At 35.3% G+C, this 19,776-nt stretch carries 12 protein-coding genes; 1 reads left to right on the forward strand and 11 read right to left on the reverse strand.

Going from position 1 to position 19,776, the window contains the following annotated elements; all coding sequences use genetic code 11:
- Positions 1-199: 199 nt before the first annotated feature.
- The 5 genes from H611_RS14050 to H611_RS0106500 form a co-directional block, all read right to left on the reverse strand.
- Positions 200-1,996, reverse strand: coding sequence for a DUF3472 domain-containing protein (locus H611_RS14050; RefSeq protein WP_084158152.1), 1,797 nt, complete (start codon positions 1,994-1,996; stop codon positions 200-202).
- A gap of 82 nt (positions 1,997-2,078) precedes the next feature.
- Positions 2,079-2,645 carry a discoidin domain-containing protein gene (locus H611_RS0106485; RefSeq protein ID WP_027137593.1) on the reverse strand — a complete coding sequence of 189 codons (567 nt, stop codon included), beginning with the start codon at positions 2,643-2,645 and terminating at the stop codon, positions 2,079-2,081.
- 70 nt (positions 2,646-2,715) lie between these two features.
- Positions 2,716-4,374: a RagB/SusD family nutrient uptake outer membrane protein gene (locus H611_RS0106490; protein ID WP_027137594.1), complete on the reverse strand. Its 1,659-nt coding sequence runs from the start codon at positions 4,372-4,374 to the stop codon at positions 2,716-2,718.
- A gap of 18 nt (positions 4,375-4,392) precedes the next feature.
- The gene (locus H611_RS0106495; protein ID WP_027137595.1) at positions 4,393-7,338 is read right to left on the reverse strand and encodes a SusC/RagA family TonB-linked outer membrane protein; all 2,946 of its coding nucleotides are present in this window, start codon (positions 7,336-7,338) and stop codon (positions 4,393-4,395) included.
- Positions 7,339-7,486: 148 nt separating this feature from the next.
- Positions 7,487-8,845, reverse strand: a complete 1,359-nt coding sequence (locus H611_RS0106500) for a Gfo/Idh/MocA family protein (protein WP_027137596.1) — start codon at positions 8,843-8,845, stop codon at positions 7,487-7,489.
- A gap of 632 nt (positions 8,846-9,477) precedes the next feature.
- Between H611_RS0106500 and H611_RS0106505 the strand changes: the two genes are divergently transcribed.
- Complete coding sequence (locus H611_RS0106505; protein ID WP_027137597.1) at positions 9,478-13,491, forward strand: hybrid sensor histidine kinase/response regulator transcription factor; 4,014 nt, start codon at positions 9,478-9,480, stop codon at positions 13,489-13,491.
- A gap of 129 nt (positions 13,492-13,620) precedes the next feature.
- Here the strand turns inward: H611_RS0106505 and H611_RS14055 are convergent, their stop codons facing one another.
- From H611_RS14055 to H611_RS0106535, 6 genes are all read right to left on the reverse strand, one after another.
- Positions 13,621-14,916 carry a carbohydrate porin gene (locus H611_RS14055; RefSeq protein ID WP_051238750.1) on the reverse strand — a complete coding sequence of 432 codons (1,296 nt, stop codon included), beginning with the start codon at positions 14,914-14,916 and terminating at the stop codon, positions 13,621-13,623.
- Positions 14,917-15,156: 240 nt separating this feature from the next.
- Positions 15,157-15,786 (reverse strand): MarC family protein, encoded by a 630-nt coding sequence (locus H611_RS0106515; protein WP_084158154.1) that lies wholly within the window; start codon positions 15,784-15,786, stop codon positions 15,157-15,159.
- Between the two features lie 156 nt (positions 15,787-15,942).
- Complete coding sequence (locus H611_RS0106520) at positions 15,943-16,701, reverse strand: enoyl-CoA hydratase/isomerase family protein (protein WP_027137599.1); 759 nt, start codon at positions 16,699-16,701, stop codon at positions 15,943-15,945.
- Between the two features lie 106 nt (positions 16,702-16,807).
- Entirely contained in the window at positions 16,808-17,584 is a 777-nt protein-coding gene (locus tag H611_RS0106525; RefSeq protein ID WP_027137600.1) for an enoyl-CoA hydratase-related protein, read from the reverse strand.
- A 74-nt stretch (positions 17,585-17,658) separates the two neighbouring features.
- A complete protein-coding gene (locus H611_RS0106530; protein ID WP_157515061.1) occupies positions 17,659-19,242 on the reverse strand; it encodes an AMP-binding protein in 1,584 nt (527 codons plus the stop codon).
- A gap of 32 nt (positions 19,243-19,274) precedes the next feature.
- Positions 19,275-19,776, reverse strand: a 502-nt coding sequence (locus H611_RS0106535; RefSeq protein WP_211223795.1) for a MaoC/PaaZ C-terminal domain-containing protein, incomplete at its 5' end; no start/stop codon positions are given.

Consider the following 19,776-nt stretch of genomic DNA (forward strand, 5'->3'; position numbering starts at 1 on the left):
CTAAGTAACACCATTGTATAACTCTTAATTATTAAACAAAAAAAATCCTGTGAATAAAATTCACAGGATTAACTAACAAACTATCGGTTCTACAACTTAAGAACACAAACTAATTAAAAACAAAAAATACATTATTAAGTTTAAATCTCAGCCTATAGGCTATACGAGCATATTCCTTAATGAAAACTTAGCAAACTAATTAGTCTCTTGTAAACGGTATAATTTCAGCCATAGCAGCATTATTTGTACCATCATGTCCTGATTTTACTATAAATTTTAAATATCGAAACGTTTGAGGGGCATCAAAATCTACATCCTGAAATTCCGCCGTTTTTCCTAGAACAAAATCCCCCATAGATGTCCAGTTAACATTGTCTGCACTAATTTGCAGCTCTAAGTTCTCAACCGAACGCGATGTACTTTGTCTTTGATAAAATCTCACACCATTAACCAATTTATTCGCTCCCATATCAATTGTAATATGATGTGGTGCCACAGGCGTACATCCATACCAACACGAGTGCCAGTAGGTATTTAAATTACCATCAAGAACATCTGCTGCACGACCGGTAGCCCCTTCGCCTCCTTGATCTTCCTGTGTACTGTAATCAATCACTGTCCATCCTGTTCTATCTAGTTCTGTGGCTGGACCTAAAACTTTCACTTGAGGCAACGCTTCTAAATCTATATTTGGGTTAGTACCTGGACTTCTGGTTAAAGTAGATCCAGCACTTAAATAATCACTAAAAAACCCACAATTCTTCATTATAAAATTGCTACCATCTGCATCTCCAAAATAATCCATTCTGTCCCCATTAGCAGCCGTTGCATCTACTCCAAAATTAGCCTCTGTTACTTCACTCCATGCACCATCGGTAGTATAAACCCATTGGTTTCCATAACTACCCTGTCTTGTTAAATTACCTGTTGATGGATTGAAGTTTTCTAAAAATGAGTGAGCACCTGTTAAATATGTAGAGGTCTTAGGTCTTCTTAAACTCGCTATCAGCTCCCATTCTCCAACTTCAGGATCGTAAAAATATCCTGTATAATCTGTAGAACCTTCCACATCAGCAGGCTCACCTTTAAGCAAAAACTTATAAGTTACACCAGTTTTCCATCCTATATTTTTAAAACTTTGAAGTCCTGAACCCTCATTTCCAAAATCCTGAACCGTAACACCTTCTCCACTTCCTAATTCTGTTACTTTATAATCGTCTGGAATCTGATTTGGGTCATCGGTACTGTAAGCACTCCAAATAGAAAATAAAATACGTCTTTCTGAACTTGAATTCACCTGCAAACCAAAGTAACCTTGAGAATGTCCGTTAGCCATAAAGAAAGAACCTAAAACATCATCTCCTTCTGCTACTGTTAATTCATTATAAAAATATTGTACATCTTTACCAGTAGGTGTCTTATAACCAATATTTACTGACGGCCCTCTTCTACCGAAATAGAAATTATCCGTTGGATTATAAACAACACCAGCCTCAACTGCAGACCCACCTAAAAGCAAGCTATTAATATCTCCAACAAACGTTCCTGATTTATTTAATGCTTTAATTTCGATAGTATTATATCCGGCTTCAACAGGAAAAACACCTATACCATAATCAACATATTCATCTGTAGTTATTATCAACTCTTTACTCACGCCATTTACAGTTACCTGAAATTTAGATCCCTCTTCTGATGTTTTAATATTTAAACCTACATTTAAGTTACCAGCATCAGTTCTAACATAAGTATGTATTACATCTGATGTAGAAGTCCAGTTATGAATACCTTCAGTAGAGATTAAGGTTCCATTCTGATTTATATTATTCGCAACCCAGCTGTTTGCACCGATGGGAATCGTGTGCTTAAAATCTAAATTGGCCGCATCGGCACCTATTAGATCTTCAAAATAAACAATTTTATCACCATCACATGATAGAAAACTTAATGCTATCGTAAAAAACAGTATTAACACTTTATTATTTTTTATATTCATAATTTTTAAATTTATAATTCAATAATCTTTTCCTGTTTACCTTTTTATTAGGTGTTTTTATGGAAATTATACTGAGACATGATTACTCGTATGCATAGCCACCAACTTGTGCCAACGCCGCATAAATACTACCGTCGTGTGATGTCTTTATAATTAATTTCACATACTTTACTGTTTTGTTTTCACGAAAATCTACTTGCTGTAATTCGGCAATTCTTGATAATGAGAAACTTCCCATTGACGTCCACGTGGTTCCATCGGTACTTGTCTCTACTTCAAGATCTTTAATAGCTCTAGAAAGCGTTTGTCTTTGTGCTACCTGAAGCCCGCCTATACTAATTTCCGATCCAAAATTGATGATTAATTCATGAGGGTGTTGTCCTGCTGGGTTGCATGTCCAGCAGGAATGCCAATAAGTTTCTAAATCAGTATCGAGTATATCGGCTGCTCGTCCTGTAGCTCCTTCTCCTGCTGTTTCCTCCGAACTAAAACTTTCAATAGTCCAAGCGGTAGGTTTAAGATTTACTTTAATTCTTGTATCGTTAAAAATCTGATTGGTTTTATATAAAACCTGGTCTGGTTCGCATGCCAAAACCACAATTGCAACAAGAAAAAATAAAATATGTTTTATAGTTTTTGATTTTTTCATAATTATTAATTTTTTATAGCTTACAAACCAAGCAAGGTTTACATTCGTTACTTGGTCTGTTGCCTGCTTATTATAATGGATTTTGCTCTAAAGTCGGTTGTATTAATATTTGTTGTTCTGGTATCAATTCAATAATAACTTTATCTGTAGACAAAATCTGAGGATACGGATTCGAGTTATTTAAGTGTGTTCCTGGGTAACGTCTATCCATCGTTAAACCATTTCTATAAACATCAAACTTTCTATGTCCTTCGAAGGCTAATTCTAACTGACGCTCATCTAAAACAACATCTAACACTGTTTTACCCTCTGGTAAATTTGCTAGGGTATATTCATCAGCTTGAGCTCTTGCTCTTAAAATATTGATATTATCTAAAGCTAATTGATCTGCTCCTTGTTTTGCGTAAGCTTCTGCTTTATTTAAGTACATTTCTGCAAGTCTAGATACTGTTGGTGACCATAGGTGCAAATCGTTTTCTTGTTGAGAAGCTTTCAGAATAAAGAATTTTGGATATCCGTTACGCTTATCCATATCATAATCGAACACCACATCCTGACGCCCATTAGTACCATTAAAATAGTATTGGGTTCTACCGTTAATCTCTTCAGACATTAAGGTGTATGTGTTACCTTCATAGTCAAAAGTAATTGTAGAGCCGTTGTCAGTAGTGCGACTAAACTGGTATGTGTCATTATTTTCTACCCAATATACAGCAGGTATTTTATCACCGTTTTCATCCAATAAATACTGCGGATCTATAAAGCTACCTCTTAAATCTTTTTCACTTTGATTTAATAATTCTAAATAGGGTTGAGAGACATACATTTCTCCCCAACCTACACCATCAATAGTTGCGTAAAACGAACCTATAGTCCACCAATCTTCATTACCTGGAATATCAATATCCTTAGTTAAAGTTACAGAAAAAATGGCCTCTTCATTATCTAATGGAGGTAACGTATTCATTATCGAAAAGCGCTGCGGAGACAATAAAGCATATGGTCCTTCATTTATTACTTTATCAGCATACTCAATGGCTTTAGTGTTATCTTCCATGTACAGATAAACCCTCGATAATAATGCCTGTGCGGCTCCTTTAGAAGCAAACGATGCTCCTTTATTTTCATTCATTAAAGCCTCAGCCTTTAACAAGTCTGATATTACCTGGTCATAAACTTCGCCAACCGTATTTCTATCTGGTAATTCATTGATATCTGATGTTAATTTTAATGGAATTGACAGGTTCGATGTTCCTTGATTATATGGTCTTCCGAAGATATTACCCATTTGAAAATATACCAAAGCTCTGATATAATAGTTCTCACCAATAACCTGATCTTCTTCGTCTGAATTACCTTCAGTTAAACTTTCAATAACACGATTTGCTCCTACAACAGCCTTATACGAATTACTCCAAAACCTATCGGCTCTGTAATTATTAGGGTTTCTTTGATAATTGTAAAAGAAGTACAAAGGATCGGTTGTCCCCCCACTAATCATTACATTATCACTAGAATACTCAGACATTCTATGTAAATCGTCTATCCAACCATCATAACCTTTATCTCCTTTTAAAAATAAATAGTTCCCTAAGGTTGCCGCCTGTGCAGCTCCAGGATCCTTAAACAAATCGTCGGCTGAAATTTCTGTAAATGGACTTCTATCTAAATCACAAGATGTAAACATCATTGGAACGGAGAATAGAATTGTATATAATATTTTTTTCATCTTTTAATTTTTTTTTAATTAAAACGTAAGATTTAATCCTAATGCAAAACGTCTTGGCACTGGGTATCCTATACTTGTATATCCCAATTGAGATCCACCAACACCATCACTAATAGTTGGATCAACACCTGTAAACTTGGTAAAGGTTACTAAATTGTCACCTGACAGGTAAATATTAGCATTACTTACACCTATTTTTTCAAGAAAAGCCGCAGGTATATCGTATGATAATCTCACGTTATTTAAACGTAAATAGCTACCATCTTCTAAATAACGTGTAGAAGTTTGGTTACTTCCTGCATAGCCTCCTGGCTGTGGTTTTGGATGCGTTGCTACATCGCCTGGTCTTTCCCAACGAGTCCACCCATCAGGTAATACCATTTGGTTGTATTGTAAATAATACCCATCTGAATCAAATAAATTGCGAGACGCATTGTATAACTCGGCTCCGTAAGAGAAGGTCCAGTTTGAACTTAATGTGAAGTTTTTAAACCAAAAGCTCGTGTTGAAACCCCCATTATAATCAGGATTAGCAGAACCTGCAATTTGTAAAGTCGCGCTGTTATAATCAGAAGTTGTAGAACTTTCACCAGTATCTGGATCGATAATTTCGTAAACTGGTGCCCCATTAGCCGGGTTTACTCCTAACCATTTTCTCATGTAAAAAGAACCAAATTCCTCACCTTCTCTAATAATATAGGAGCCACCTATAATATCTGTTCCATCAGGTAACTCTTTTACATTATTCTTATTAAAACTAATGTTAAAACCAACATTAATTCCAAAATCATCTTTGTTTATTATATCAGCTGACACAGCAATTTCAACACCTTGATTAGTAACAGAACCAATATTCTGGTAACGACCACTAAATCCTGTTTGATCTGACAAACGTCTGAAGAACAATAGTCCTGAATTCTCTTTATTGTAGTAATCAACAGTGACATCTACAGCATTAAAAATTGTCGCATCTAAACCAAAATTACTTTCAATACCTTTTTCCCAGGTTAGATCTTTTGTTCCTAACCGGTTAGGCTTCGCAGCAATAAGACCTGCATACTGAAATCTAACATCGTAAGTAGATAAATAACCAAAGCCACCCGGTTGGTTCCCTACGGCACCATGACTCGCTCTTAATTTAAGAACATTTAAATCTGTTATGTTGAAGAAATTTTCTTTATGAATATTCCATCCAGCTGCAATAGAATAAAATTCTCCATAACGATAATCTGGAGCAAATGACGAAGCCCCATCCACTCTTAATGATCCTTTAGCAAAATATTTACCCTTGTAATCATAATCTGCAGCTAATAAAAATGATTGTTGCGCAAATTCGCCTGCATCACCATCGGCTGCAGCCGGTTTTAAACCTATACTCTGAACTTGTCCGTTTACAACTATGTTTTCCGAACGTGTTGTTACATTTCTTGAACTACTATCATTATATTCATAGGCTGCTAAAACATTAACTGTATGATTATCATTAAATACATTCGAATATTTTAGCATTTGATTTGTAAATCTTGATAACCCTCTATAGGTGTAATCTTGAATAGATCCATTTGTAGATAAACCTCCGTTAGATCTTGGATCTGTATAATTAAAACTTTCAAAGTTCCCCCATCTAAAGTTGTTTGTAGAAATGAAGGTTAAATTCTTTAGTAATGTATATTCAAAATCAAAACTTGCAAACAAATCAAACGAACGCGAGTCTGAATAATTCCATTGTCTGTCATAAAAGTAGTTAGCATTATCACGCCCAATCCAATCATCACCCTTAGCTTCTCGAGCATTTACCACAGAACCATCTTGGTTAAATGGGTTGTCCCAAGGCATATTGGTATACGCCTGATATAAATCTCCTGCTCGAGCATTTTCTCTTCTATCGAACACGAAATATAATTTCGGTTTAATAGTTAATCTTTTTGAAATATTATAATCTAAATTGGTACGATAGGTATAGCGATCTAATTCACTGCCTATAACTGTTCCTTCTTCGTTATAATAGCCTCCTGAAATTAATAAATTATGAGTATCTGTTGCTGCAGTAAACGAAATGGAGGCATCCTTTACAAAGGCATCCTGAGTAGTTGCATCAACCCAATCAAAATCGCGCTCTAACAAACTTTCATCAAACCATGGATTGGTATTTCCTAAGCTTTCATGGAAATCGTATAACTGCCTAGAGTTCATGACTTCAAAGTTTCCCGGGTTAAATTGATTCATGGCACTTTTTAAAGACACGGTCATTTGTGGCTTTTGACCTATAGTACCACGTTTAGTCGTTATAATTATAACCCCATTAGCTCCTCGGTTCCCATATAAAGCGGTAGCTGAAGCATCTTTTAAAACAGACATACTAGCGATATCTCTTGGGTTTAATTTGGGATCTGAATTCCCTACAATAACTCCATCTACTACCCATAAAGGTGCGTTAGTTGAATTAATTGAAGAACGCCCTCTAATAATAATATTTGGAGAAGAACCAGGTGAACCATTACTCGGTAACACTTGCACTCCCGTTACTTTACCTTGTAACATAGTCGCTACTTCAGGCACTGTAACATCCATTAACTTATCAGCCTTAACCTCTACGACCGAGGAAGTAACTGTTTCTTTCTTTTGGGTTCCATAAGCAACAACCACCACCTCTTCTAGAGCATTTTGATCTTCTTGTAATTGAATGTTAATCGTTTGTTTTCCCTTTACAGGTATTTCCACATTCGAATAACCAACATAAGTTATTACAAGTACATCATTATCATTGACCGTAATAGTAAAATTACCATCAAAATCTGAAGACACACCCTGTGATGTTCCTTTTACACGGACACTGGCTCCTGGTAACGGTATGCCTGCATTAGCATCCGTTATAGTCCCTGAAACCTGTTTTTCCTGGGCATACATGGTGTATGTAAATCCCAGTAGTAAAACAAATAGCATTGTTTTAACCTTATTTTTCATAAGCTTTAGTTTAGTTAATAATTAATATTTATTGAGTTAATTGTTGAGTATCTTTTAATTCATCTGATTTATTTGTTTTTATTATCAAAGTATAAGAGTATTGACAACCTCTATTTTTAGATACAGAACAAATAAACCAGACGAATAATTAATAGGTTTCCTTCATCCAGTTATATGGTTTTCTTTTTACCCACATACCTCTTGTAAAATCAGGAAAACCCTGTGGTTCTCCATTATTTTCTATTGAAGCTTCAGAAAGTGGTGTAACGGCGCTCCAGGCCGCGGCATCGTAAACATCTAATGGAGGGGCCACTTTCTCTTTTGCAGACTCTACAAAGGCATTCATTACAAAAAAGTCCATACCGCCATGACCAGCTCCTTCTGCTAAATCACCATATTTTTGCCATAACGGATGATCGTATTTCTTTAACCATGCATCATCTTTCTCCCAATGGTGAGATGGCGATTCACCTTCCACATAAATTCTATTTCCATCGACTTCCCATAAACCATTAGCTCCCTGGACTCTAAAACCTAAAGAGTAAGGTCTTGGTAAATTACAGTCGTGGGTGATAATAATAGTTTCACCATTAGCAGTATCTATGGTAGATGTTATAACATCACCTTGCTTAAATTTCAATTTAGCATTAGGATGATCTTTTCCTCCCTTATCTACAATGTATTTGTGTAAACCAATAGCTTTTGTGGCATGTGAGGTTAAAGACATGAATCGGTTACCGCGATTTATATCGCACATTACGGCCATTGGACCAACACCATGTGTGGGATATACGTCTGCATTGCGAAGTAAGGAATGTCGTGTTCGCCATTTTGATTCAGAAATTCCGTGTTCTCCAAATTCTGGGCCTAGTCCATAAGCACTTTTTCCATCGTTAAATTTCACCCCTCTTAAATCGTGCTGGTAACCACATCTAAAATGTACCATTTCTCCAAATACATTTTGCTTTACCATATTAAGAACGGCTAATACATCTCTACGGTAATTTACATTTTCAAGAATCATTAAATGAGATCCCGTTTTCTCATGTGTGTTTACCAAATCCCAACACTCTTCTAAAGTATTCGCTGCCGAAACCTCCAACCCTGTATATTTACCGGCTTCCATAGCATCTACAGCCATCCTAGTATGCCACAACCAGGGTGTTGCTATAATTACAGCATCAACCTCTTTTAACTCTAAAAGGTTTTTGTAATCATGGTTATTTTCACCAAACACCTGAGGTTTTTTATACCCGGCATCCGTAATCATTTTTGTGGCAATCTCTATACGTTTTGGATCAACATCACAAATTGCTGTAATTTCAATATCCTTTCTATGTAAGGCATTCCTTAAATGATTCGCACCTCGAAGTCCAACCCCAATAAATGCAAGTTTTAATTTCTCTCCTTTAAATATATTACTACTTCCAAAAGACAAGCCTGGAATTAAAGATAATCCCGCTCCTGCTATGGTTGCTTTTTTTACAAAATTTCTTCTTGAATTCATCTTAATTTTAATTAACCTTTCTTTTACATTAATTTAACTTCTGTAAAGATGTGCCATATTATTGATTTACAAGACATCCATTTTAGGCATTAAGTCGTATAAATACTGTATTGAACACCTTATTGCCGAAATAGTACACCTGGTAATTTTCTTATTGCGTTTGATTAATATGAAGGTCACCGATTAGACCAAACATATTTAAACTGCCAGTCTAAAAACTACCGACAATACTTTTTATTGAACAAATATTGATTTTAATTTTGAAAAGAATATTTGAATTATTAGAAAAGAAAATCTATCTGATAAAATAATTATAAGGAGTAAATCAATAATAGTCCCCCTAATCTGCCCTGAATAAGTGATTTAAATTTTAAGATATAGTTCATCACGCTTCTTTACACTCCTTTTTGCAGAATAAGACCACCTAATCATCTATTAGAACCCTAATAATCATCAATGCTTAACAATTATTATTAATATCTTTACATGGCATACGCATTAATTATTTACTTGCACGTTATAATCGTTTTTCTATGAATTTAGATATGTTTATACCATATAAAACACATAAATCCCCCTCAATTAGGTCATGTTACCTATTTACTATATACCTAATTGCTTACCTGCCTATTATGGCTCAAAGCCATATTAACTTTACTCACCGTGTACCTACATACAATGATAAACCCATCATAATTCATAAAACAATTCAGGATCATTTAGGGTTAATATGGATGGTTACCGGAGGTAATATTTTAACTTACGATGGCAATAATTACAATTTAATTGATAACAGTACCATTTTTCCTGACCAGAAAAAATACCACATCATCGAAGATTTAATCATTGATAATGATAAAAACATCTGGATTCTTTCTTCATTTGGATTGATAAAGAAATTTAATCACGAGAACAATCAGTTTGAAAATGTAGATTTTGATTCAAATAATGAAGTTATTAAAAAAATGATATCAAGGAATAACATTCTTTGGCTAGCTTCAGACAAAGGCACTATATACAGGTATGCCAACTCTAAAATGGATAGCATAACGAAATTACCTGCTATTAGTCCGAAATCCAGTCGTATAATCAGTTTAGAATCAAATAAAAACAATATTTATATCAGTACAGACAAAGGGAATTTATTTACTTATAATATTGAATTAAAAACAATAACGCCCATAGTTGGTCCATTCACAGATTACCCCGAACAGTTAATCCTTCAAATGGACAATAATAACAGACTCTGGATAGGTACTGAAACCAGAGGACTGCTTCTCTATGATTTAAATAAAGAAAAATATATTCAAGATGAATTTTTAAAGACAAACTCCTCGAATATTCATAAAGAAATGTTTCTTACTTTATTCTATGATAATGATAATTACTTATGGGGAGGCACAGATGGTGGAGGTCTTTATAAAGTTAATGTAAATAATGGAGAAGTAATATTATTTACTAAACAATATGCCAACGAATATTCGTTAAGTAGTAATACCGTTTTAGATATTTTTGAAGACAATCATAAAAACCTCTGGGTATCTACAAATTATGGAAAACTCAACATTCTTTCTAATGTAAATAATAACATTATTTACCATGAAGGCTCCAAAAATAAATCACCGCAACGCATATTAAGTATTTATAAAAGTAAAGACAATGCCTTGTGGTTTGGTACGGACGGATATGGCTTAACAAAAGTAATAACAGACATATCTGGTAATACTGAAGAATCACAATATTTTTTCGACACCAAGCTTAATAAAGGTTTTTTTATACAATCTATTACTGAAGATAATCAAGGAAATTTATGGGTTGGAACCTATAAAAATGGTTTATGGTGTAAAAGAAAGAACAGTTCAAAATTTTTTAATATCGAAATATTCAATACCAAAAATCAAAAGGGTTCCGATATACGGAAAGTTTTTAAGGATCATCACGGACGCATATGGGCCTGCAGTAATGTTGGTATAAACATATTTTCAGATGATTTTGAACAACTGGCGAGTTTTAATAATAATGCAAATGGTTTAAAAGGAACTATTACGGAATCCGTAGCTAAAGACTTCAATAACACCATTTGGATTGGCATGTATAATGGCGGACTTTTTAAATTTAATGAAAATAAACACAATTTAAAACTATCTTCTTTTAGCTTTTATAAAACAAGTAAAAGCCGTGATACTAAAATAGGTATAAAATATCTTGTTGCGGGCGAACCTCCCTACTTATGGCTTGTAAATGATAACGGAACCCCTTTAAAATTTAATACAACTTCCTATAGCGTTGAAGACTTAAGTGCAAGTCAATCTATAAATGATAAAAACATTGCGGCCATTTTACCACAGAATGAACATAATATCTGGCTGAGTTCAAATAATGGTATTATCCATTTAAACCTAAAGGATTCCATTACAAAAGTATACTACAACTCCGATGGTTTTCAAGATAACATGTATTTATCGAAAAGTGCCTATAAGGATGCTTCCGGAATGATGTATTTTGGAGGCGTTGAAGGTGTAAACTATTTTTATCCGGAAAACATATCTAAACAAAAATCAACGGCCAAACTACTCTTAACCTCTATTGAAATTTTAAATAAACCTGCAAGAGACCTTATCCCTGATCAAGTAAAAAATGGTGCGGTAAAAACAAAATATATACATCTAAAAAACAATCAGTCCTCTTTTAGTTTTAGATTTTCGGCTATAGACAATATTTTAAATCCTAAATATTACTATGCTTATAGACTAAAAGGTTTTGATAAAAACTGGATTCATGTTTCCACTGAAACTGTTGCCACATATACAAACATACCTCCTGGCGATTATACATTTGAAGTTAGATCGGGGACCAAAAAAGGCGAATGGAATATTCCCCCGATAGAATTAGGAGTAAGTATAGCTTACCCTTTCTGGAACACTTATTGGGCTTATATTATATATACATTTATTATAGCTACAGTAATTTATTTCTTGGTTTTATGGTATCGCATGAAACAAAAGTTATTTTTAGAGAAAGTCAATCACAAAAAAGAACAGGAAATAACAGAATTGCGAATGAATTTTTTTACTAAAATGTCGCACGAAATCCAAACCCCATTAACCTTAATTTTAGGTCCTATAGAAAGCATGTTAAAAAATGCAGAAGATAGTGGCAATCTACTTTTAAAAGAGCGCCTAAATATTATAAACAATAACACAAAACGTCTTTCGAAAATAGTTCGAGAATTAACGCTTATTCGAGACCATGAATCAGGTAATATAAAACTAAACATCACTAAAAATAATTTAAATAAAAACCTTGAAGACGTCGTCTTAGCATTTAAAGAGTTGGCTAGAAAAAAACAAATTGATTTTATAATAAATTGTCCAAGGAACCTGGATGAAACCTGGTATGACAAGGATAAGTTAGAACATATCATCTATAATCTGCTATCTAATGCCTTTAAATTCACTCCAAAAAATGGTAATATTCAACTAAATGTTATTCCAACCAATAATAAAAAGAAGATTAAAATTTCAATAATCGACTCAGGTTCAGGTATAAATAAACAAGAACTAGACTCTATTTTTGAATTATTTTATCAATCAAAAATGGGCAAAAAATATATAGGGCATGGTATTGGCTTAGCTTTAACTAAAGACCTGGTAGATCTGCATAAAGGAGATATTAAAGTAAAATCTGATGCTGTCGAGGGCACGGTATTTTCTGTTACCATACCTATTAATAAGGCCGCATACAATGAGGAAGAAATCATAATTATAGATGACATAGGTACTGTTCAACTCGAAAATACTACGAGTAAATCAAACATAAAGCCTGAACAAATTCTTGAAGACAAATCCAAAAAAACCGTACTAATAGTTGAAGATAATTTTGAATTACAAGGTTTTCTAAAAGACCTGCTCGAAACTGATTATAACATCATTCTAGCAGAAAATGGTGAAGAAGGCTTTTATTATGCCAAGAGTAATTTTCCTGATTTAATATTAAGTGATATCATGATGCCCAAAATGGATGGGCTTGAAATGTGTAAAAAACTTCAAGAAGACCCATTAACGATTCATATCCCCATCGTACTACTCACGGCTAAAAATTCAACAAATTCAAAATTACAAGGTCTTAAATCCGGTGCTATTGAATACATAAACAAACCATTTAACACCAACGAATTACGTCTAAAAATTAAAAATATAATCAAGACACGCGAAGATATTATTTCTAAATATCGCCAGGAGTCCATTAGTATGCCTCAAGTGACACTGGAAAAATCTCAAGACGAACTATTTCTGGAAAACCTCGTATCTGAAATAAATTCGAGATTAGATAATCCTAATTTTAAAATGGAAGAGCTGGCTGACTCCCTGAATATGGGGTACTCTACACTTTACAGAAGATGTCAAGCTCTTACAGGCTACAGTTTAGTAGATTATGTTCGACAATTAAGACTAAAAAAAGCAGCTATTCTTATATCGAAATATGGTTATAATATTTCTGAAGCTTCCTTTATGTGTGGATTTAATGATCCTAAATATTTTTCAAAGTGTTTTAAAAAGCAATTTAAAAAAACACCAAATAACTTTAAAAAAGAGGCCATGGAGACAGACGTTAATGTGCATTTAGAGAAATACAACATCAATTAGAAAAAACTATCCCGATTAGGTTAAGGTAGGAGTTTAGATCTTAAAAAATAGGATTTAATACTAATTTTTTTACACTTCCTATATTTCTAATACTAAACGGATTCAACATAGTTACCCATAAGTCTCGTATTAAATAAACATACGTAATCTTAATGCGCCTACCAGCACCAGGTCTGCATCGGGATTAAGTGACGGATTTCCAATTAGCTGAACATCAGGGGTTAATTCTATATGAGCAGCTGGCATCCATTTATAATAGGTCTCAAAAACATACTGATCTCTCAATCCGGGTGCAAGGGTACTGGCACTGGGTTGGTTCCAGTTTAACCCAATTCCCAAAACATCCTTGTTCGGGAAGAAATAGCCAACACCGGCCGATGCAGATGCCGAGTATAAGGCGCCTCCATCTTCTGACCAACCCCCTCTTAAGAAGGGCATCCAATTATTATCCAGTTTCCAGCTCAGAGAACCACTAACGCCCCAGCCATTTGGTGTGCCTGAAATACTGCTCTCATCAACTTGCCAAAATGTAACATGAAAGTTTCTAGAAAAAATGGATTTCTTACCACCCGGAAGATAACCCACTTCAACAATTTTTATAGTCTCGAACTTTTTAAAGAAGTCTCCTGTTGCTCTAAAGACATTATCATTAGTTCTATTGATATCGTTGAATGAAGCCACAACATAAATGTCATCCGTTAAAAATGCAGATACCATCATACCCAGAGAACCATCTGGATAGCCAGCTCCCGTTGTACCAGATCCTGTCGCAAAAATTAAATTCTGAAAACCCTGCCAAGGACTAATTAAGGCATATAGGTCTGTCCAATCCTTCATATCCGTATAACCAGCGTAAAAAACCAAGCGTCCCTTCATAAAAGATTGCCGCCAATATAAATTAGTTTGGTACCATCCGTCATCACCATATACGGGAAGTGTGGTTCCCGCATATCCAACACCTAATGCACCCCAGATTTGAATAGGTAAATCGGTGTAGGCATGCCGATTTTCAATTTTGAAGACTATCCCTCCTTCATTATTAGGATTATTTCGACCTGCAAAATACCAATGTCCATATAACCGAGCTACACCACTAGCTGCAAACTCATCTCCAATGGTGTTGGTGCCCCCATGAATGGCACTGTTATAGTCTCCTCCAATGGTAAAGCCCGTTTTTTTTGTAAAAGAAGCATTTTTGGCATCAATATTTTTAAGCAGATTTGTTTTACCGTGCTCGGATTTAAAAGTTTCCCGGTCTGCCCTAACCTGTGCATGAACCGATGCGGGGTTGGTAATTTCCGAAAACTTTTTTATTGAATCCTGTTCTCTATTTTCTTTTGTTTGTGAATGAAGCGTTAAAGATATACTCACTAAGACAAAACTAACCATTATAGTTTTTAACGAATTGTTGATTGATAGTTGCATTATTGACGGTATTAAAATTAAATTATACTATATTTTAATAAAGTTAATAAAAAAAGGAAAATCTGATCTAAGCAAAAATTTAGAAATATATCGAGGTCGCCCCTGATACTAATTATACCTTTAAATTTTATCCAACCTCTTAATTATAAAACATTAAGAATAAATGACTAAAAATTATATTTGTAACCTAAACTTAATAACTAATAATTTTGTAGATTAGGTCTAATTTAATAGCTGTTATTAACTTACGGCTTCAAATGGTTCAATTACACCAAGATCGGTTAATCCCCATATCATAAGTTGAATAGCTAAAGCAGCAAGTAATAAACCAACGACTACAGATACCACTTTTAGTGCAGCAGGACCTATTAATTTAAGAATTTTATGTGCCCCTAATAGAAAGAAAAAGTTAAACAACATAATAGCTAAAATTAAAATAATAACCATAATCGTATCACTAGTTTCAGGATCTGCAGCCGCAAAAGTGGTCACCGCAACAAGACCCTGCGGGGTAGCCGTTAAAGGCAAAGCTAAGGGATATACCGCAATATTTTCAGATGGCTCTGATATAGCCTGAGTGTCACCTTTGGACTCTTTACCAATCACCATTTCTAGTGCGTAAATTAACAATATAAGTCCACCTGCCATCTTCAATGCGGGAATTGATACGTGAAAAGCATTTAATAAAACTTCACCCGCTACCACAAAAAGAATTGCTACAATGGAAGCGGTTAATACAGTTCTTACAGCTACCTTCCGTTTGAAACTGGCATCAGAATTTGCTGTTAATGTGACATAAACTATTGCAGGCTTTAGCGGACCCATAGTTATAAAAAGTATCATAAGTATGTCTAAGATTCCGATATTCATTTTGGTATAAATTTAAATGTTAGTTAGTTTTGACTCCCAATCATGTCAATAAATATAACTTAAAAAAAAGTTTACAACATATTCATTATTATATGTTTACATATATTTTCTGATTACTTTATAAATTATTAAAATTTGGGGCAAAATTGGACCTTGCTATTTAGCCTTCCAGTTTGGAGCACGTTTTTCAGCAAATGCTAAAGCACCTTCTTTGGAATCTTCCGTTCTCATTAGCCAGTCGAAATATTCTTTCTCAAGTCTAACGGCCTGTGGTAACGGCATATCTAAACCTTGCATAACAACGGCTTTCATTTTTTGTACAGCAAGTGGTGCACTCTTTAAAATCTCGCCTGCTATTTCTTCACATTTAGCCATTAATTCTTCTTCGGTAGAAACCACATGGTTTACCAGACCAATGCGATATGCTTCTTTGGCATCAATACGACCACCCGTATAAAGTAACTCTAAAGCACTTCCTAAAGGCACAACACGAGGTAAACGCTGCGTTCCATAACCTCCTGGAATCCATCCCAGTCTTACTTCACCTGATCCAAAATGAGCATCTTCAGTACATACGCGAATATCGGCAGCCAAGGCTTGTTCTAAACCGCCTCCATTACAATGTCCGTGTACTGCGGTAATAATAGGTTTAGTAAGGGTTAACATACGTGGATACAAACGATCTACATAGCCATCTGCTTCTGGTGATTTTACCCATTTAACATCGGTACCCACACAAAAAGCACGACCTGATCCGCTAACTATACCTACGCGTAAAGTAGGATCGTTTTCCAGTTCTTCCCAGGCATCTGCTATCGCGTTATAGGTGTCTCCGTCACAGGCATTTAATACATCTGGACGATTGATCTTTACGTACATGATACCGCCCTTTTTTTCTACTATTACTTTTTCCATTTTTATTCGTTTTAATTAATTAATTTATTCTTGTTTGTATAAAGTCTCAAATATGTATTGAGATATACTGAAAGACTAACGCTAAACCGGAGTTGTATTTGTATTTTTAGTATTTTTTATAATTAGGTTTACGTTTTTCGGCAAAGGCAACCATTCCTTCGTTTTGATCTGGTGTACTAAACAAGCCGTGGAAAAGACGTCGCGCTACTTTTAGTCCTGGAATTAGAGGTGTTTCTGCTTCCTGATTTACGGCCTCTTTACCTGCTAAAACAGCCAATCTGGGATTGTTAGCAATCGATGTTGCTATCTTAAGAGCTTCATCTAACAACTTACCCTCTTCAACAACCTTTGTAATCATACCAATACGTTCCGCTTCTTCGGCTGAAAAGGCTTTACCTGTTAAAACATAATACATGGCTTTAGCTTTCCCAACAGCATGAGATAAACGTGCCGGACCACCACCTCCAGGAATAACACCCAGAGTAACTTCTGTTAAGCCAAACTTTGCTGTAGTGTCTGCTATAATAATATCACACATTAGCGATATTTCTGTACCACCACCAAAGGCATATCCTCTTACGGCGGCTATTACAGGTTTGCGTAGTTCCGCAACCTTATCCATGTACGCAGCCAAATCTGTAAGATAAGCGCTTTCAAAATCCTGAGATGCAATCCATTTTAGGTCTGCACCAGCACAAAAGGCCTTATCGCCACCTGCAAGAATCATACAACCAATACTATCATCATTATCGAATGCCATTAAAGCATCTGTAACTTCTGTTTCTACCTGCTCGTTAAGCGCATTTAAGGCTTCAGGACGATTGAAAGTAACAATTCCAACATTTCCTTTACGCTCAGTTTTCATATACTTATATTCTTTCATAATACACTTTTAGTTTATTATTTTTTACTTTATTATTTTTTTGATTTATTAGTTGCTACAGTGCTTCCTTGAAACTAATCTGATTCAATTGTAGGTAGTCTATCCCTAAGCTTTTGTTTAGCAATTCTATCTAATGTGGAACGTGGAAAGTCTTCAACAATATGTATTGACCTAGGTACTTTAAAATCTGCCAGATCTTCTTGGCAACGGGTCATAATCCTTTCGACGACCTCATTCTCGCTAAGACTTTTTCCAGCATCATTTAATGAAACAAAGGCAGCAGGCACATCCCCTAACATGTAATGCTTTTGGGCGACTACAGCACATTCCATGGTAAATCCTGTTTTATTTATTACAGTTTCAATTTCCAGAGCAGCAACATTCTCTCCGCCAACACGAAGCATGTCTTTATCTCTGTTTACGAAGTACATCCACCCATTCTCATCAATACGAACCACATCTCCGGTATCTAAGGCACCGCTGTCATCAAAGGCGTTTTTAGTGTCTTCTGGGTGTTTATAATATTCTTTAAAGAGAGAAACCCCTCTTTCTCCTCTTATAAACAATAAACCTTCTTCTCCAACTCCAGCTAAGGAACCATCTCTCTTGCGTACTTCGACATCATAAAAAGGAGAAGGTCTTCCAATACTACCAGCAGGTCCGGGTTGGTCTGCATCTGTTACAATGCATGATGATACTGTTTCTGTCATGCCCCAAAGCGCCATAGTTTGAACGCCAAATTCTTTCTCGGCTTCAGGTAAACGCTCCAGTCCCATTAAAACACGTACTTTGTGTTCTGGTACCGGTCTTCCCTTTAATGCCTTGAAGGCAAAAGGAATCATAGATACCCAAGTCACACCGTATTTAGCACAGGTATCCCAAAAACGTGATGCTGAAAATTTAGGATGCACTACAACTGTTCCTCCAGACCACAATGCAGAAAGTAAAGTAATCTGTGCATTAGCATGAAACAGCGGCATGTAAATTAATGTAATATCATCACGACGTAAACGCAGGTTTATAGCCATTGATTTCCCTCCCCAAAGGGCATTTGCATTTGTCCATACCGTTGGTTTAGGACGGGAGGTAGTTCCAGAAGTGAACTGTACCGCAAAATTCTTCTTTGGATCTGGTGGTAACGCTTCAAAAGGTTCATCAGAAAAAATATTTTTAAAGGGCTCAAAATCCAAGTCTTTGACAAGATCATTACTAGTTTGTTCGCCCGTAATAATCATTTTTATCTCATCACCACAGGCCTCACGAACCATTTTAGCATATCCTGGTTGCGTAATGATATATGAGGGTTTCATTTCTTCAGAAAAATACCTGACATTATCGGCTACCGACCGGGTATTTATAGTCACGGGAACAGCCCCCACATAGGCACAGCCAAACCAGGCCGTAAGAAAATAAGGAGAATTATCTGAATGAATAAGCACAAAATCGCCAGCCTTAACCCCTCGTGCATGCAATCCTGCCGCAAATTTTTTAGAGTAATTGGCAAGTTCGACATAGCTCCATTTTTGTTCTTCTTCTTCAAAAGGAGCCCAGATAATAAATGTTTTATCTGGCTGCTTCTCAACCCATTGATTAAGCAGCCAGATAACATCCATACCATAAAATGCATCAAGTTTGGTATAATTATGTTTCTCTTTCAAATTCGATGTTTTATAGGTTTAGAACTTTTTTATTATTCAGCAGGGTTTCTTCTGGTAGCATACAGGATATGCTCCACAAAAGCCACGGTTTCACCTCGCTGATTTGTTGTTGTTTCAGTCTGAGTTAACAATCCGTGCGTTTTGTGCTTAGGGTGTGGCTGTTTATCAGCGATTTTTACTTCCGTTTTAATGGTATCACCTGCAAAAACTGGATGTGGATAACGGATTTTGTTATATCCATAAGCCATGATATTTGGATTTGGTTTTCCTGCCTGAAAAATTAATCCGGTACTTACACAAAACGTTAAATTACCATGGGCTATACGGTGCTTAAATGGCTGTTCTTTAGCAAACTCTTCATTCGTATGATGCGGTTGCCAATCGCCTGAATGCATCGCATGTACAACAATATCGGTTTCTGTAATAGTTCTTGCGGCTGTCATATAAGACTCACCTATTTCGAAATCTTCGTAAAATTTTGATTCTGTACTCATTTTATTTTTATTTAAGTTATTAATTATTCTAAAAGGCCTC

This window comes from Gaetbulibacter saemankumensis DSM 17032, assembly GCF_000425645.1.
GTDB lineage: Bacteria > Bacteroidota > Bacteroidia > Flavobacteriales > Flavobacteriaceae > Gaetbulibacter > Gaetbulibacter saemankumensis.

Bases quoted from the DNA above. Each gene is read 5' to 3' on its own strand.
- H611_RS0106515 (WP_084158154.1), bottom strand. From the start codon at position 15,786: ATGAATATCGGAATCTTAGACATACTTATGATACTTTTTATAACTATG.
- H611_RS14055 (WP_051238750.1), bottom strand. From the start codon at position 14,916: ATGCAACTATCAATCAACAATTCGTTAAAAACTATAATGGTTAGTTTT.
- H611_RS14050 (WP_084158152.1), bottom strand. From the start codon at position 1,996: ATGAATATAAAAAATAATAAAGTGTTAATACTGTTTTTTACGATAGCA.
- H611_RS0106490 (WP_027137594.1), bottom strand. From the start codon at position 4,374: ATGAAAAAAATATTATATACAATTCTATTCTCCGTTCCAATGATGTTT.
- H611_RS0106525 (WP_027137600.1), bottom strand. From the start codon at position 17,584: ATGAAAGAATATAAGTATATGAAAACTGAGCGTAAAGGAAATGTTGGA.
- H611_RS0106485 (WP_027137593.1), bottom strand. From the start codon at position 2,645: ATGAAAAAATCAAAAACTATAAAACATATTTTATTTTTTCTTGTTGCA.
- H611_RS0106505 (WP_027137597.1), top strand. From the start codon at position 9,478: ATGGCTCAAAGCCATATTAACTTTACTCACCGTGTACCTACATACAAT.
- H611_RS0106495 (WP_027137595.1), bottom strand. From the start codon at position 7,338: ATGAAAAATAAGGTTAAAACAATGCTATTTGTTTTACTACTGGGATTT.
- H611_RS0106520 (WP_027137599.1), bottom strand. From the start codon at position 16,701: ATGGAAAAAGTAATAGTAGAAAAAAAGGGCGGTATCATGTACGTAAAG.
- H611_RS0106500 (WP_027137596.1), bottom strand. From the start codon at position 8,845: ATGAATTCAAGAAGAAATTTTGTAAAAAAAGCAACCATAGCAGGAGCG.